12 protein-coding genes and 2 tRNA genes are annotated in these 14,611 nt (G+C 61.5%); all 14 read right to left on the bottom strand.

Annotated features, from left to right (window positions below):
• Positions 1-42: 42 nt before the first annotated feature.
• The 14 genes from pnp to ftsH all read right to left on the bottom strand — a co-directional run bounded on the left by pnp (position 43) and on the right by ftsH (position 14,576).
• A complete protein-coding gene (gene pnp / locus DMX06_RS04800; protein ID WP_110735091.1) occupies positions 43-2,148 on the bottom strand; it encodes a polyribonucleotide nucleotidyltransferase in 2,106 nt (701 codons plus the stop codon).
• A gap of 249 nt (positions 2,149-2,397) precedes the next feature.
• On the bottom strand, positions 2,398-2,667 hold the full coding sequence (rpsO, locus tag DMX06_RS04790; RefSeq protein ID WP_110735089.1) for a 30S ribosomal protein S15: 270 nt from the start codon (positions 2,665-2,667) through the stop codon (positions 2,398-2,400).
• A gap of 150 nt (positions 2,668-2,817) precedes the next feature.
• Positions 2,818-3,735, bottom strand: coding sequence for a tRNA pseudouridine(55) synthase TruB (truB, locus tag DMX06_RS04785; RefSeq protein ID WP_110735086.1), 918 nt, complete (start codon positions 3,733-3,735; stop codon positions 2,818-2,820).
• Positions 3,736-3,738: 3 nt separating this feature from the next.
• The gene (gene rbfA / locus DMX06_RS04780) at positions 3,739-4,137 is read right to left on the bottom strand and encodes a 30S ribosome-binding factor RbfA (protein WP_028691251.1); all 399 of its coding nucleotides are present in this window, start codon (positions 4,135-4,137) and stop codon (positions 3,739-3,741) included.
• 116 nt (positions 4,138-4,253) lie between these two features.
• Positions 4,254-6,794: a translation initiation factor IF-2 gene (gene infB, locus DMX06_RS04775; protein WP_110735084.1), complete on the bottom strand. Its 2,541-nt coding sequence runs from the start codon at positions 6,792-6,794 to the stop codon at positions 4,254-4,256.
• A gap of 27 nt (positions 6,795-6,821) precedes the next feature.
• Positions 6,822-8,303, bottom strand: coding sequence for a transcription termination factor NusA (nusA, locus tag DMX06_RS04770; protein WP_110735081.1), 1,482 nt, complete (start codon positions 8,301-8,303; stop codon positions 6,822-6,824).
• Between the two features lie 59 nt (positions 8,304-8,362).
• Entirely contained in the window at positions 8,363-8,821 is a 459-nt protein-coding gene (rimP, locus tag DMX06_RS04765; RefSeq protein WP_038707604.1) for a ribosome maturation factor RimP, read from the bottom strand.
• Positions 8,822-8,950: 129 nt separating this feature from the next.
• A tRNA-Met gene (locus DMX06_RS04760) sits at positions 8,951-9,027 on the bottom strand.
• A gap of 98 nt (positions 9,028-9,125) precedes the next feature.
• Positions 9,126-9,211, bottom strand: a tRNA-Leu gene (locus DMX06_RS04755).
• Positions 9,212-9,232: 21 nt separating this feature from the next.
• Positions 9,233-9,625 carry a preprotein translocase subunit SecG gene (secG, locus tag DMX06_RS04750; RefSeq protein WP_028691255.1) on the bottom strand — a complete coding sequence of 131 codons (393 nt, stop codon included), beginning with the start codon at positions 9,623-9,625 and terminating at the stop codon, positions 9,233-9,235.
• A gap of 4 nt (positions 9,626-9,629) precedes the next feature.
• Complete coding sequence (tpiA, locus tag DMX06_RS04745) at positions 9,630-10,385, bottom strand: triose-phosphate isomerase (RefSeq protein ID WP_110735078.1); 756 nt, start codon at positions 10,383-10,385, stop codon at positions 9,630-9,632.
• Between the two features lie 66 nt (positions 10,386-10,451).
• Positions 10,452-11,792 carry a phosphoglucosamine mutase gene (gene glmM / locus DMX06_RS04740; RefSeq protein ID WP_110735076.1) on the bottom strand — a complete coding sequence of 447 codons (1,341 nt, stop codon included), beginning with the start codon at positions 11,790-11,792 and terminating at the stop codon, positions 10,452-10,454.
• Positions 11,793-11,808: 16 nt separating this feature from the next.
• Entirely contained in the window at positions 11,809-12,660 is an 852-nt protein-coding gene (gene folP / locus DMX06_RS04735; RefSeq protein ID WP_110735073.1) for a dihydropteroate synthase, read from the bottom strand.
• Positions 12,661-12,668: 8 nt separating this feature from the next.
• Positions 12,669-14,576, bottom strand: a complete 1,908-nt coding sequence (ftsH, locus tag DMX06_RS04730) for an ATP-dependent zinc metalloprotease FtsH (protein WP_110735071.1) — start codon at positions 14,574-14,576, stop codon at positions 12,669-12,671.
• Positions 14,577-14,611: the final 35 nt, after the last annotated feature.

The raw sequence follows: 14,611 nt of genomic DNA, 5'->3' as shown, positions 1-14,611 counted from the left end.
AAAAAGGACCCCGAAGGGTCCTTCCTTTCAGCCTCGGAAGGCTTAGACGCCCGATGCCTTGGCAGCGGCAACGTCCTTGATCGACAGCTTGATACGGCCGCGGTTGTCCACGTCCAGTACCAGTACTTCGACTTCCTGGCCTTCCTTCAGCACGTCGGTGACCTTCTCGACGCGAGCATCGCTCAGCATGGAGATGTGCACCAGGCCGTCCTTGCCCGGCAGGATGTTGACGAAGGCGCCGAAGTCGACGATGCGCTCTACCTTGCCGACGTAGATCTTGCCGATCTCGGCCTCGGCGGTGATGCCCAGGATGCGCTGCTTGGCAGCGTCCGCGGCTTCCTTGGTCTCGCCGAAGATCTTGATCGAGCCGTCGTCTTCGATGTCGATCGAAGCCTTGGTCTCTTCGCAGATGGCGCGGATGGTGGCGCCGCCCTTGCCGATGACGTCACGGATCTTGTCGGTGTCGATCTTCATCGCGATCATGGTCGGGGCGTTGGCCGACAGCTCGGTACGCGACTCGCCGATGATCTGGTTCATCTGGCCGAGGATGTTCAGGCGCGCTTCCAGGGCCTGGCCCAGGGCGATTTCCATGATCTCTTCGGTGATGCCGTTGATCTTGATGTCCATCTGCAGCGCGGTGACACCCTTGGCGGTACCGGCTACCTTGAAGTCCATGTCGCCCAGGTGGTCTTCGTCACCGAGGATGTCGGTCAGGACGGCGAACTTGTCACCTTCCTTGACCAGGCCCATGGCGATACCGGCAACCGGCGCCTTCATCGGCACACCGGCGTCCATCAGGGCCAGCGAAGCGCCGCAGACCGAAGCCATGGAGCTGGAACCGTTGGACTCGGTGATTTCCGAAACCACGCGGATGGTGTACGGGAACACGTCGGCGGCCGGCAGCATGGCCTGGACCGAACGGCGGGCCAGACGGCCGTGACCGATTTCACGACGACCGGCACCACCCATGCGGCCACACTCGCCAACCGAGAACGGCGGGAAGTTGTAGTGCAGCATGAAGGGGTCTTTCTTCTCGCCTTCGAGGGTGTCCAGCAACTGGGCGTCACGGGCAGTACCCAGGGTCGCGACGACCAGGGCCTGGGTTTCGCCACGGGTGAACAGGGCCGAACCGTGAGTCTTCGGCAGAACGCCGACTTCGATGTTCAGCGGGCGCACGGTCTTGGTGTCGCGACCGTCGATGCGCGGCTTGCCGTTGACGATGTTTTCGCGAACGGTGCGGTATTCGATTTCGCCGAAGATCTCTTTGACTTCAGCAGCCGACGGCTGGCCTTCTTCGCCGGAGAACTTGGCGATGGCCTGGTCACGCAGCTCGCCCAGGCGCGCATAGCGGTCGGCCTTGACGGTGATGGTGTAGCCCTGGGAAACGGCTTCGCCGAATTCAGCGCGGATGGCGTTGAACAGTTCGGTGTTGGCAACGGCAGGTTTCCAGTCCCAGGTCGGCTTGGCGGCTTCGGCAGCCAGCTCTTTGACCGCCTTGATCACGGCCTGGAATTCGTCGTGGGCGAACAGTACGGCGCCCAGCATCTGGTCTTCGGTCAGCTCCTGGGCTTCCGATTCAACCATCAGTACAGCCGATTCGGTACCGGCCACGACCATGTCCAGGCTCGAAGCCTGCAGTTGCTCGTAGGTCGGGTTCAGCAGGTAGCCGGTGCTTTCGTGGAAGGCAACGCGGGCAGCGCCGATCGGGCCTTCGAACGGAATGCCGGAGATCGCCAGGGCAGCCGAGGTACCGATCATCGCGGCGATGTCCGGGTCGGTCTTCTTGCTGGTGGAAACCACGGTGCAGACGACCTGCACTTCGTTCATGAAGCCTTCTGGGAACAGCGGGCGGATCGGACGGTCGATCAGGCGCGAGGTCAGGGTCTCTTTCTCGGAAGGACGGCCTTCACGCTTGAAGAAACCACCTGGGATCTTGCCGGCGGCGTAGGTTTTTTCCTGGTAGTGCACGGACAGCGGGAAGAAGCCCTTGCCCGGGTCGGCTTGCTTGGCACCGACCACGGTCACCAGAACAGTGACGTCGTTGTCGACGGTAACCAGCACGGCGCCGGTTGCCTGACGGGCAATGCGGCCCGTTTCGAGAGTAACGGTCGATTGACCGAACTGGAATTTCTTGATTACCGGGTTCACGGTTTCCTACCTTTTCAGTGGCTCTTGGGGGAACTGGTTCTTGCGAATTCTTGGGCAGAACGGGGAATCGGCCCCATTGACCGTCCAGATACAACACGAGGCTGGGAGCCTGGCGCCAAGCGGAACAATCCGCTCAGCATTGCCAGGCTGCCAACCTCGGAGATACGCGTGGCGTGCCCGACGACAATGCTGCGAAGCAGCATAGCCGAAGCTTGCGACACGCCATGCACACCACTGACCAGGCCGCTATTAGCGACGCAGGCCCAGACGACCGATCAGGGCGCTGTAACGAGTGGTGTCTTTGCCCTTCAGGTAGTCCAGCAGCTTACGACGCTGGTTAACCATGCGAATCAGGCCACGACGGGAGTGGTGGTCTTTTTCGTTGGCCTTGAAGTGGCCTTGCAGCTTGTTGATGTTGAAGGTCAGCAGGGCAACCTGAACTTCCGGGCTACCGGTGTCGCCTTGGGCTTGCTGATAGTCTGCAACGATTTGGGCTTTTTCTTCGACGCTGAGGGCCATTTGGCTTCTCCTGATAAACGGAACCCGCAAGCGGGGTCCAATAGGCCAGGGACTGGATCCCTGTATTAATAAAAAGAGTAATGACCGTGCCTACTGACAGCCATCCTCGAGTCCGCAGGGCAAAGCGTTGACCTCGCCCTGTGGGTTCGGTCATTCCGACCGAATCAGCCGACGCGGCGCAATGCGCCCGTCTTCGCTCACTTCACCGATACCGATGAAGCGACCATTGTGATCCTGCACCCGGACCATGCCGAACTGTGGGGCATCCGGGGCGCGTACCGCCTGGCCATGCAGCCAGTAAAACGAACTGTGCTCGGACAACAGCACCAGCGGCCAGTCCTGCAGCCCGCTATCGGACGGCATCAGGAAGCGATCGAGTGCTTCGTTGCCACCTTCGGCATGGGCCTGCTCCAGCTCTTCGAGCGTGACGGTCTGCGCCAGTTCGAAGGGGCCCGCCTGGGTACGGCGCAGCTCGGCGACGTAGGCACCACAGCCCAACGCCTCGCCCATATCCTCGACCAGCGTACGGATATAGGTGCCTTTGCTGCAGCCAACCGACAGGCGCGCACGGGTACCTTCGCACTCGAGCAGCTCAAGCCGGCCAATAGTAACAGAACGCGCCTCGCGCTCCACTACTTCCCCTGCACGCGCCAGTTTATACAGCGGCTGGCCGTCGCGCTTGAGGGCCGAGTACATCGGCGGTATCTGCTGGATTTGCCCGCGAAAACGCGGGATCACCGCTTCGATGTCGGCGCGACCAACGGTCACCTCACGGGTCTTCAGGACTTCGCCTTCTGCATCCCCGGTGGTGGTGGTGTGGCCCATCTGCATCACCGTCTCGTAGCCCTTGTCGGAATCGAGCAGGTACTGCGAGAACTTGGTGGCTTCACCGAAGCACAGCGGCAGCACGCCACTGGCCAGCGGATCGAGGCTGCCGGTGTGGCCAGCCTTTTCCGCGTTGAGCAACCAGCGAACCTTCTGCAGCGCGGCGTTGGAGGTGAACCCCAACGGCTTGTCGAGCAGGATGATGCCGCTGACATTGCGGCGGATACGTTTGACCTGGGCCACCGCTTACTCCTTGGCGTCCAGCTCGTCGGCATCCTTGTGCAGGCGGTCTTCGGCCACCGCACGCTCGATCAGCGCCGACAGATGGACACCACGGCTGACGCTTTCATCGAAATGGAAGTGCAACTGCGGCACGCTGCGCAGTTGCATCGAGCGGCCCAAGTGCAGGCGCAGGAAGCTGGCGGCACTGTTCAGCGCCTTGAGCGACTGCTTCACGGCGTCGGGAGTTTCCTCGCCCATGACGGTGATGAAAACCTTGGCATGGCCCAGGTCGCGGCTGACGTCCACGGCGGTGATGGTCACCAGGCCGACACGCGGGTCTTTGACTTCACGGCGGATCAGTTCTGCCAGCTCACGCTGCATCTGATCGCCGATACGTTGGGTACGGCTGTATTCTTTTGCCATTCTTGCTACCTGTAACGTAAAGCGGCAAACGCCCGGTCAGGCTGAAGCCTGACCGGGCGCTACCTTCAGAGGGGCCGCCAGCCGCCTTGCGACGGGGCCTGCACCCGGCTCGGCCCTTACAGGGTACGAGCCACCTGGACTTTCTCGAAGACTTCGATCTTGTCGCCGACCTTGACGTCGTTGTAGCTCTTGACGCCAATACCACACTCCATGCCGTTACGCACTTCGGAGGCGTCGTCCTTGAAGCGACGCAGCGATTCCAGCTCGCCTTCGAAGATCACCACGTCATCGCGCAGTACGCGGATCGGACGGTTGCGGTACACGGTACCCTCGATGACCATACAGCCAGCGATGGCGCCGAACTTCGGCGAGCGGAACACGTCGCGGACTTCGGCCACACCCAGGATGTTCTCGCGAACATCGCTGCCGAGCATGCCGGTCAGGGCCTTCTTGACGTCTTCGATGATGTCGTAGATCACGTTGTAGTAACGCATATCCAGACCTTCCTGCTCGACGATCTTGCGCGCACCGGCATCGGCACGCACGTTGAAGCCGAACAGCACCGCGTTCGAGGCCAGTGCCAGGTTGGCGTCGCTCTCGGTGATACCACCGACGCCGCCACCGATGACGCGTACCTGAACTTCGTCGTTGCCCAGGCTGCCGAGCGAACCCTGCAGCGCTTCGAGGGAACCACGCACATCGGTCTTGAGGACGATGTTGAGGGTCTTCTTCTCTTCCTGACCCATGGTCTCGAAGATGTTTTCCAGCTTGCCGGCGTGAGCACGGGCCAGCTTGACCTCGCGGAACTTGCCTTGACGGAACAGCGCAACTTCACGCGCTTTCTTCTCGTCGGCAACCACCGACATCTCTTCGCCAGCGTCCGGCGTACCGTCCAGGCCGAGGATCTCGACCGGGATCGACGGGCCGGCTTCCTTCACAGGCTTGCCGTTCTCGTCGAGCATGGCACGTACGCGGCCATAGTTGGAGCCGACCAGGACCATGTCGCCCTGACGCAGGGTACCGTCCTGAACCAGGATGGTGGCCACCGGGCCACGGCCCTTGTCCAGACGCGATTCGACCACGACACCTCGACCAGGAGCGGTCGGGGTGGCCTTGAGTTCGAGGATCTCGGCCTGCAGTAGGACAGCTTCGAGCAGTTCGTCGACGCCGGTACCCATCTTCGCCGAAACCTTGACGAATGGCGTGTCGCCACCCCAGTCCTCGGAGGTCACGCCTTCGACCGACAGCTCGTTACGGATGCGATCGAGGTCGGCACCCGGCTTGTCGATCTTGTTCACCGCAACTACCAGCGGAACGCCAGCAGCTTTCGCGTGCTGAACGGCTTCGCGGGTCTGTGGCATCACACCGTCGTCCGCCGCCACCACCAGGATGACGATGTCGGTCGCCTTGGCACCACGTGCACGCATCTGGGTAAACGCAGCGTGGCCCGGGGTGTCGAGGAAGGTGACCATGCCACGGTCGGTTTCGACGTGGTAGGCACCGATGTGCTGGGTAATACCACCGGCTTCGCCAGCGGCGACCTTGGCACGACGGATGTAGTCGAGCAGCGAGGTCTTGCCGTGGTCGACGTGACCCATGACGGTCACGACCGGAGCACGCGAGGTGGTCTCACCTTCGAACTTCAGCGATTCGGCCAGGGAGTCTTCCAGGGCAGTGTCGCTGACCAGGGTGACCTTGTGGCCCAGCTCTTCGGCGACCAACTGAGCGGTTTCCTGGTCGAGCACCTGGTTGATGGTGACCGGGGTACCCAGCTTGAACATGAACTTGACGACTTCAGCGGCCTTGACCGACATCTGTTGCGCCAGTTCCGAGACGGTGATGGTCTCGCCGATGGTCACGTCACGAATGACCGGACCGGTCGGGCTCTGGAAGCCATGCGCATTGCGCTTCTTGCCCTTGCCCTTGCCGCCGCGGCCGCGACGGAAACCATCGCTCTCTTCGTCGGTGGTGCGTGGTGCGGCGCGCGGAGTCGGAGCCTTTTCTTTCTCCTTGACCTTGACCTTGACCGACATGCGCGGCGCTTCGCCACGACCGGCCGCAGCCGGGCCACCACCGCGACGATCGTCATCACGGGTACGGCTTTCGTTGCGACGGGTCTCGTCCTTCTTGCGCTCGGCGGCACGGGCGGCGGCGTCTTCGGACACCGGCGCGTTGGCCACTACCGGGGCAGCAGCCGGGGCAGGCTCGGCCTTGGGCGCTGGCGCGGCGGCCGGGGCCTCGGCAGCCTGACGGCGTGCCTGCTCCTCGTTGCGCTGGCGAACTTCGGCGTCAACCTTCTCGCGTGCTGCATTTTCGGCGGCGCGGCGCTCTTCCTGCTCGCGTTTCTGCTCAGCCTGGATCTCTTCCGGGCTGCGCTGCACGAATACTTTCTTCTTGCGTACTTCTACGCTGATGCTCTTGCTACCGGCGACACGCAGAGTGCTGGTGGTCTTGCGCTGCAAGGTGATCTTGCGCGGCTCTTCCGCCTTGCTCTTGTGGCTGCTCTTCAAATGAGTCAGCAGGGTCTGCTTCTCATTGTCGGTCACTACCTGACCGGCGTCGGTGTGCGGCAGACCTGCCTCACGCATCTGCTGCAGCAGGCGCTCTACCGGTGCCTCGACCTCTTGGGCCAGTTCTTTCACCGTGACTTGCGTCATGCACTTCTCTCCTCAGGCCGCGCCTAATTACTCGAACCAGTGGGCTCGGGCGGCCATGATCAACTTGCCGGCACGCTCTTCGTCGATGCCGTCGATGTCGAGCAGGTCGTCAATCGACTGCTCGGCCAGGTCTTCGCGGTTAACCACGCCGCGCACCGCCAGTTCCGCCGCCAGGTCCTTGTCCATGCCCTCGAGGGAGAGCAGGTCTTCAGCCGGATGGGCGTCTGCCAGTTTTTCTTCGGTAGCGATGGCCTTGGTCAACAAACGGTCCTTGGCACGAGCGCGCAGCTCATTGACGATGTCCTCGTCAAAGCCATCGATGTTGAGCATTTCCTCCAACGGTACGTAGGCAATTTCTTCGAGGCTGGTGAAGCCTTCGTCGACCAGCACCTGTGCCAGCTCTTCGTCGACTTCCAGTTCCTCGATGAAGTTACGCAGGATGTCGCCTGTCTCAGCCTGTTGCTTGGCCTGGATGTCCTTCTCGGTCATCACGTTCAGGGTCCATGCAGTCAGCTGGCTGGCCAGACGGACGTTCTGGCCGCCACGTCCGATGGCCTGGGCCAGGTTGTCCTCGGCCACGGCGATGTCCATCGCATGGGCATCTTCGTCAACGATGATCGCGGCAACCTCTGCCGGCGACATGGCGTTGATGACAAACTGCGCCGGGTTCTCGTCCCACAGGACGATATCCACACGCTCGCCACCCAGCTCGCCGGATACGGCCTGGACACGCGAACCGCGCATGCCGATGCAGGCGCCTTGCGGGTCGATGCGCTTGTCCTTGGAGCGGACGGCGATCTTGGCACGCGAACCCGGATCACGGGAGGCGGCCATGACTTCGATGAGGCCTTCGGCGATTTCCGGCACTTCAATGCGGAACAGCTCGATCAGCATCTGCGGCGCGGTACGCGACAGGATCAGCTGCGGACCACGGTTCTCGGTGCGGATTTCCTTGAGCAGCGCACGCAGGCGCACGCCGACACGGAAGGTCTCACGGGGAATGATGTCTTCGCGGGCCAGCAGCGCCTCGGCGTTGTTGCCCAGGTCGACGATGACGTTGTCGCGGGTGACCTTCTTCACGGTACCGGAGATGATCTCGCCCACGCGCTCGCGGTAGGCGTCGACCACCTGGGCGCGCTCGGCCTCGCGGACCTTCTGCACGATGACCTGCTTGGCGGTCTGGGCGGCGATGCGGCCGAACTCGATCGACTCGATCTTCTCTTCGATCACGTCACCGATCTTGGCGTCCGGGTGCGTGTCCTGGATCTTTTCCAGCCAGGTCTCGATCGCCGGATCGTCCAGGTCGTTCTCGTCGACCACGGTCCAGCGGCGGAAGGTCTCGTAGCTACCGGTGTGGCGGTTGATTTCCACACGCAGGTCGACTTCGTCCTCAAAACGTTTCTTGGTTGCAGTGGCCAAGGCCACTTCCAGCGCCTCGAAAATGACGCCGGGCGGTACACCCTTTTCGTTGGATACCGATTCAACAACCAGCAGTACTTCTTTGCTCATCGTACGCCTCGCCTTGCGCAAGCCATTGGCCCCGGGTGTTTCACCGGGCCCGGCACGTCTCAGTCAAAACTGGGAATAATATTGGCCTTGTCGATCGAGTCGATCGGCAACAGGAACTCGTGCTGGTCCACCTGCACCACCACATCCTGCTCCTCCACACCACGGAGAAGGCCCTGGAAGTTACGACGGCCCTCGAAGGGCGTACGCAGCTTGATCTTCACCTGCTCGCCGGCATGCGCAGCAAACTGTTCTAAGGTGAACAGCGGGCGGTCCATGCCTGGAGAGGACACCTCGAGGGTATATTCAGAGCTGATTGGATCTTCCACATCGAGGATGGCGCTGGCCTGACGGCTGACGGCTTCGCAGTCTTCCACCAGGATCCCGCCTTCCTTGTCGATATAGATACGCAGTACCGAATGCTTGCCTTGGGAGACGTATTCGATCCCCCAGCATTGGTAGCCCAGGCCCTCGACAACCGGGGCCAACAAGGCCTGCAACTGTTCTAGCTTGCTCGACACCTGAACCCCCTCGTGCATGCTGTGCAAATAAAAAATGGGCGAAGCGCCCATCCCTGAAAGCGCCGTTGGACAACGACGCCAAAACTGTTCGGCTAGCAAAAAGCCCCTGAAAAGGGGCTCTGCTGAAGCTGGTTGCGGGGGCTGGATTTGAACCAACGACCTTCGGGTTATGAGCCCGACGAGCTACCAAGCTGCTCCACCCCGCGACAAAGCTGGGGCGAAAGTATAAGACTGAACCCTTTGCTGGGTCAATCCGACCTCCACCTGCAAGAAAGCCCGCTAAAGCGGGCTCTCATGCTTCAATTGGTACCGAGAAGGGGACTCGAACCCCTACACCCTATGGGCACAACCACCTCAAGGTTGCGTGTCTACCAATTCCACCACCTCGGCAATACTACTTCTTGAAACCCGTTACTGCTGCTCTTTGGCTGGAGGAGGTACGTCACCGGAGTTGGTGGTTTCACTCTTCTGCTGCTGGAGCACCGGTACATCATCATTGACTGCCGGCTTTGGCTCTTTGACTTCCAGCACCGCTGGATCTGGCAGACCAGCTTGAGTCAGCTGGTGAGCCTGCTGCTTGGCGAAGTATCCTAACCCAAGTGCAGTCAAAAAGAAAGTGGCAGCAAGTATAGCAGTAACTTTACTCAAAAAGGTAGCGGAACCTTGGCTTCCGAACACAGTATTTGAAGCACCTGCGCCAAAAGATGCACCGGCTTCCGCACCCTTACCCTGTTGCAGCAGCACCATTACAACCAGTGCCAACGCCGCCAACAGATGAAAAACAACTACGACTGTTTCCAGCATTTGTTCAGTTTCCTGCGGCGCGACAAATTGCACCGAATTCGTCTGCGTTCAGGGACGCTCCACCAATGAGCCCCCCATCGATATCCGGCATGCCGAACAGTTCAGCCGCATTGGCCGCCTTCACGCTGCCGCCGTAGAGAAGCTGCATACTTTCTGCAACTTCGGCGTCCTTCGCCGCCAACTGCTTGCGGATGGCTGCATGCACATCCTGGGCTTGCTGTGGCGAGGCCGTCAAACCAGTACCAATGGCCCAGACAGGCTCATAGGCAATAACTGCATTGGCGAAAGCCTTGATACCAAATACGTCGATAACAACGCTTAGTTGACGCCCTACAACTTCGAGCGTCTCACCTGCCTCGCGCTCTGCAAGAGTTTCCCCTATACACAGCACTGGCGTCAAACCACTTTTCTGAGCAGCTGCAAACTTCTGATTCAGCACTTCGTCGTTTTCACCAATAATCTGGCGACGCTCGGAATGCCCAATCAATACATATTTGCAACCGACTTCAGCCAACTGACTCGGTGCAACTTCGCCGGTCAGCGCGCCTTGTTCAGGCTGTACTGCAGAATTCTGTGCGCCTACGTTGATTCCTTTGCCCTCCAGGCCATCAATCACTTGATTGATGAACAAGGACGGTGGAAACACCGCGACTTCCACTCCGCTCGGCAGGGACAATTTGCCCAAGCCCTGGGTCAGCTCTACGACGCTGGCGCGGGTACCGTGCATCTTCCAGTTACCAGCTACCATGGGGCGACGCATGCTTTACCTCGTCGGTCAAAGTGGGCGCAAATCTTACCCAACCAGATCTGCGCTGGCAAGCTTCTTTCAGGCACAAACTTCTTCGACCAGCTTGGCCAGTGCCTCGGCATGGCCGCGCACCTGGTTTTCATCGTCGCCCTCGACCATCACCCGCACCAACGGCTCGGTACCGGATTTGCGCAGCAGCACGCGGCCGCGACCGGCCATGGCCTCGGTGGCCTTGGCACTGGCTTCCTTGACCAGAGGGTTCTCCAGCGGATCGCTCTTGCCCGCCGCGAAGCGCACGTTGATCAGCACCTGCGGGCACTTGCGCACGGCCTGGCGGGCCTGGGCAAGGTTTTCACCACGACGCTTGAGCGCCATCAGCACCTGCAGCGCGGCGATGATCGCATCGCCGGTGGTAGTGTGGCTGCCACAGACGACATGACCGGAGTTTTCGCCACCCAGCAGCCATTCGCGCTCGAGCAGCTCGGCCATGACGTAGCGGTCGCCCACCTTGGCCCGCACGAATGGAATATCCAGCTCCTTGAACGCCAACTCCAGGCCCAGGTTGCTCATCAGGGTGCCGACCACGCCGCCTTGCAGCTTGCCGCGCTCCTGCATGTCGCGACCGATGATGAACAGCAGTTCGTCACCGTCGACGATGGTGCCGGTGTGATCGACCATCAGCACGCGGTCGCCGTCGCCGTCGAAGGCGATGCCGATATCCGCATGGCCAACCAGGACCGCCGCCTGCAGCGACTCGATATGGGTCGAACCGCAGTTCTCATTGATGTTCAGGCCATCCGGGGCAGCGTGCAGCACGGTGACGTCGGCACCCAGCTCACGGAACACGCTCGGTGCGACCTTGTAGGTGGCGCCGTGGGCACAGTCCACGACGATCTTCAGGCCTTCGAAGCTGGTGCTACTGGGCACACTGCTCTTGCAAAACTCGATGTAGCGCCCCGCCGCGTCGTTGATGCGCGAGACCTTGCCCAACTTGCTGGACTCGACAACATTCATCGGCTGGTCGAGAAGCTCTTCGATCATCAGCTCGACTTCGTCCGGCAGCTTGGTGCCGGCACCGGAGAAGAACTTGATGCCGTTGTCGTCATGGGGGTTGTGCGAAGCGCTGATGACGATGCCGGCTTCGGCGTGGAAGGTGCGGGTCAGGTAGGCGATGGCCGGCGTCGGCATCGGGCCGAGCAGCATCACGTCGGCACCGGCGGCGGACAGGCCCGCCTCGAGCGCGGATTCGAACATGTAGCCGGAGATCCGCGTGTCCTTGCCCACCAGCACCCGGCAGTTGCCCTGCTTGCGGAAGGCCATGCCGGCGGCCCAGCCGAGCTTCAGCATGAAGTCCGGGGTGATGGGGAACTGGCCGACGCGACCACGGATACCATCGGTACCAAAGTATTTTCTGCTCATAGTGACTCCAATGTTCCTATTCGGCGTTCTGGACCGCTGCGATCATGCGCACGACGTCGACGGTTTCGGCGACGTCATGCACCCGCAGGATGCTCGCACCCTTGGTCATGGCCAGGGCGGCCAGGGCCAGACTGCCGTAAAGCCGTTCGCCGACCGGGCGGTCCAGCGCGAGGCCGATCATGCTCTTGCGCGAGACCCCCACCAGCAGAGGGCACCCCAAGCGATAGAGCGCTTCCATGTGCTTGAACAGGCTCAGGTTGTGCTCGAGGGTCTTGGCAAAGCCGAACCCTGGATCGAGGATGATGCGCTCAGCCCCGATGCCGGCCGCCGCGCAGGCTGCCATTCGCTGTTCAAGATAGCGCGTTACATCGGCTGTCACATCCTCATACTGCGGATTGTCCTGCATGGTGCCCGGCTCGCCACGCATGTGCATCAAGCACACCGGCAACCCGGTATCGGCAGCCGCATCAAGCGCGCCGTCACGCTCCAGGGCGCGCACGTCGTTGATCAGCCCTGCACCAAGGCGGGCCGTCTCACGCATGACCGAGGGTGTAGAGGTATCGACCGAGATAATCACATCGAGCCGACTGCTGATCGCCTCGACGATCGGCGCGACGCGCTCCAACTCCTCAAGCGGGGATACCGCCCTCGCACCAGGGCGGGTGGACTCGCCTCCGACATCGATCAGCGTAGCCCCCGCTGAAACCATGGCTTCGGCATGGCGCAAGGCCTCGTCGCGCTGATTGAAGCGCCCACCATCGGAGAACGAATCAGGAGTGACATTGAGGATACCCATGACATGGGTACGGGACAAATCAAGAACCCGGTTGCCGCAAGGCAACCGGGTCGGGTACTGCACTGAGCTCATAGATGCCCTTAGTGTTGAGCCGCTGGACCGCCGATCGGCGACTCCGGACGATCGTCCTGGGAAGCCTGGTTGCCGGAGGTACCGGAATCATTGTCCCAGTCACGCGGCTCGCGCGGGGTACGGCCAGCCATGATGTCGTCGATCTGGTCGGCATCGATGGTTTCGTACTTCATCAAGGCCTCGGCCATGGCGTCGAGCTTGTCACGGTTGTCGGTGAGGATCTGCTTGGCCGTGGCGTAGCACTGATCGATGATGCTGCGCACCTCGGAGTCGATCATCTTGGCGGTCTCGCCCGAGACGCTGGCATGCTGGCTCGCCGCGCTACGGCCGAGGAATACCTCGCCCTCCTCTTCCGCATACATCAACGGGCCGAGTTTCTCGGACAGGCCCCACTTGGTGACCATGTTCCGGGCAATCTGGCTGGCGCGCATGATGTCGTTGGAGGCCCCGGTGGTGACACCGTCGAAGCCCAGGGTCATCTCTTCGGCGATACGGCCACCGTACAGCGAGCAGATCTGGCTGATCAACGCGCGCTTGGACAGGCTGTAGCGGTCTTCTTCCGGCAGGAACATGGTCACGCCCAGGGCGCGGCCACGGGGAATGATCGAGACCTTGTAGACCGGGTCGTGCTCGGGAACGACGCGACCGACAATGGCGTGACCCGCCTCGTGGTATGCAGTGTTCTGCTTCTCTTTCTCGGACATGACCATGGTCTTGCGCTCGGCGCCCATCATGATCTTGTCTTTGGCCAGCTCGAACTCTTTCATCTCGACCACGCGCTTGCTGGACCGCGCGGCAAACAGCGACGCCTCGTTGACCAGGTTGGCCAGGTCGGCACCGGAGAAACCAGGGGTACCGCGAGCAATGACAGCCGGGTTGACGTTCTCGCCAATCGGGACCTTGCGCATGTGGACCTTGAGAATCTGCTCACGACCACGGATGTCCGGCAGGCCGACCACCACCTGGCGGTCGAAGCGGCCCGGGCGCAGCAGCGCCGGGTCGAGCACGTCCGGACGGTTGGTGGCGGCGATGACGATGATGCCATCGTTCATCTCGAAGCCATCCATCTCGACCAGCAGCTGGTTGAGGGTCTGCTCACGCTCGTCGTGACCGCCGCCCATGCCGGCGCCACGGTGGCGACCGACGGCGTCGATTTCGTCGATGAAGATGATGCAGGGGGCGTGCTTCTTCGCCTGCTCGAACATGTCGCGCACACGGCTGGCACCGACACCGACGAACATTTCAACGAAGTCGGAACCCGAGATAGTGAAGAACGGCACCTTGGCTTCGCCGGCGATGGCCTTGGCCAACAGGGTCTTACCGGTACCTGGCGGGCCCACCATCAGCACGCCACGCGGGATACGGCCACCCAGGCGCTGGAACTTGCCCGGGTCGCGCAGGAACTCGACCAGTTCGCCAACCTCTTCCTTGGCTTCGTCGCAACCGGCAACGTCGGCCAGGGTGGTCTTGACCTGATCTTCGGACAACAGACGCGCCTTGCTCTTGCCGAAGCTCATCGGCCCGCCTTTGCCACCAGCGCCACCCTGCATCTGGCGCATGAAGAACATGAACACGGCGATGATCACCAGGATCGGGAAGCTGGCGACCAGCAACTGGGTCCAGATGCTCTGCTGCTCCGGCTGCTTGCCTTCGACGGTGACGTGGTTGTCCACCAGGTCGCCGATCAGGCCGTTGTCGGTAATGGCCGGGCGCACGGTCTTGAAGTTGTCGCCGTCGGTACGCTTGCCGGTAATGATGTAGCCGTCGACAGTCACGCGCTCGACCTTGCCATCCTTGACCTGCTGGATGAAGTCGGAATAGTTGAGGGTCTGCGGCTCGTTAGGGCTGGAGAAGTTGTTCATCACCGTCACCAAGACGGCGGCGATGATCAACCAGAGGATCAGATTCTTTGCCATGTCGTTCAATTCGCTACCCTCTGAGGCCGGCGCAC

It is taken from the genome of Pseudomonas mosselii (assembly GCF_003205295.1).
Taxonomy (GTDB): Bacteria; Pseudomonadota; Gammaproteobacteria; order Pseudomonadales; family Pseudomonadaceae; genus Aquipseudomonas; species Aquipseudomonas mosselii_B.
This window is presented reverse-complemented; position numbering and strand designations above follow the sequence as displayed.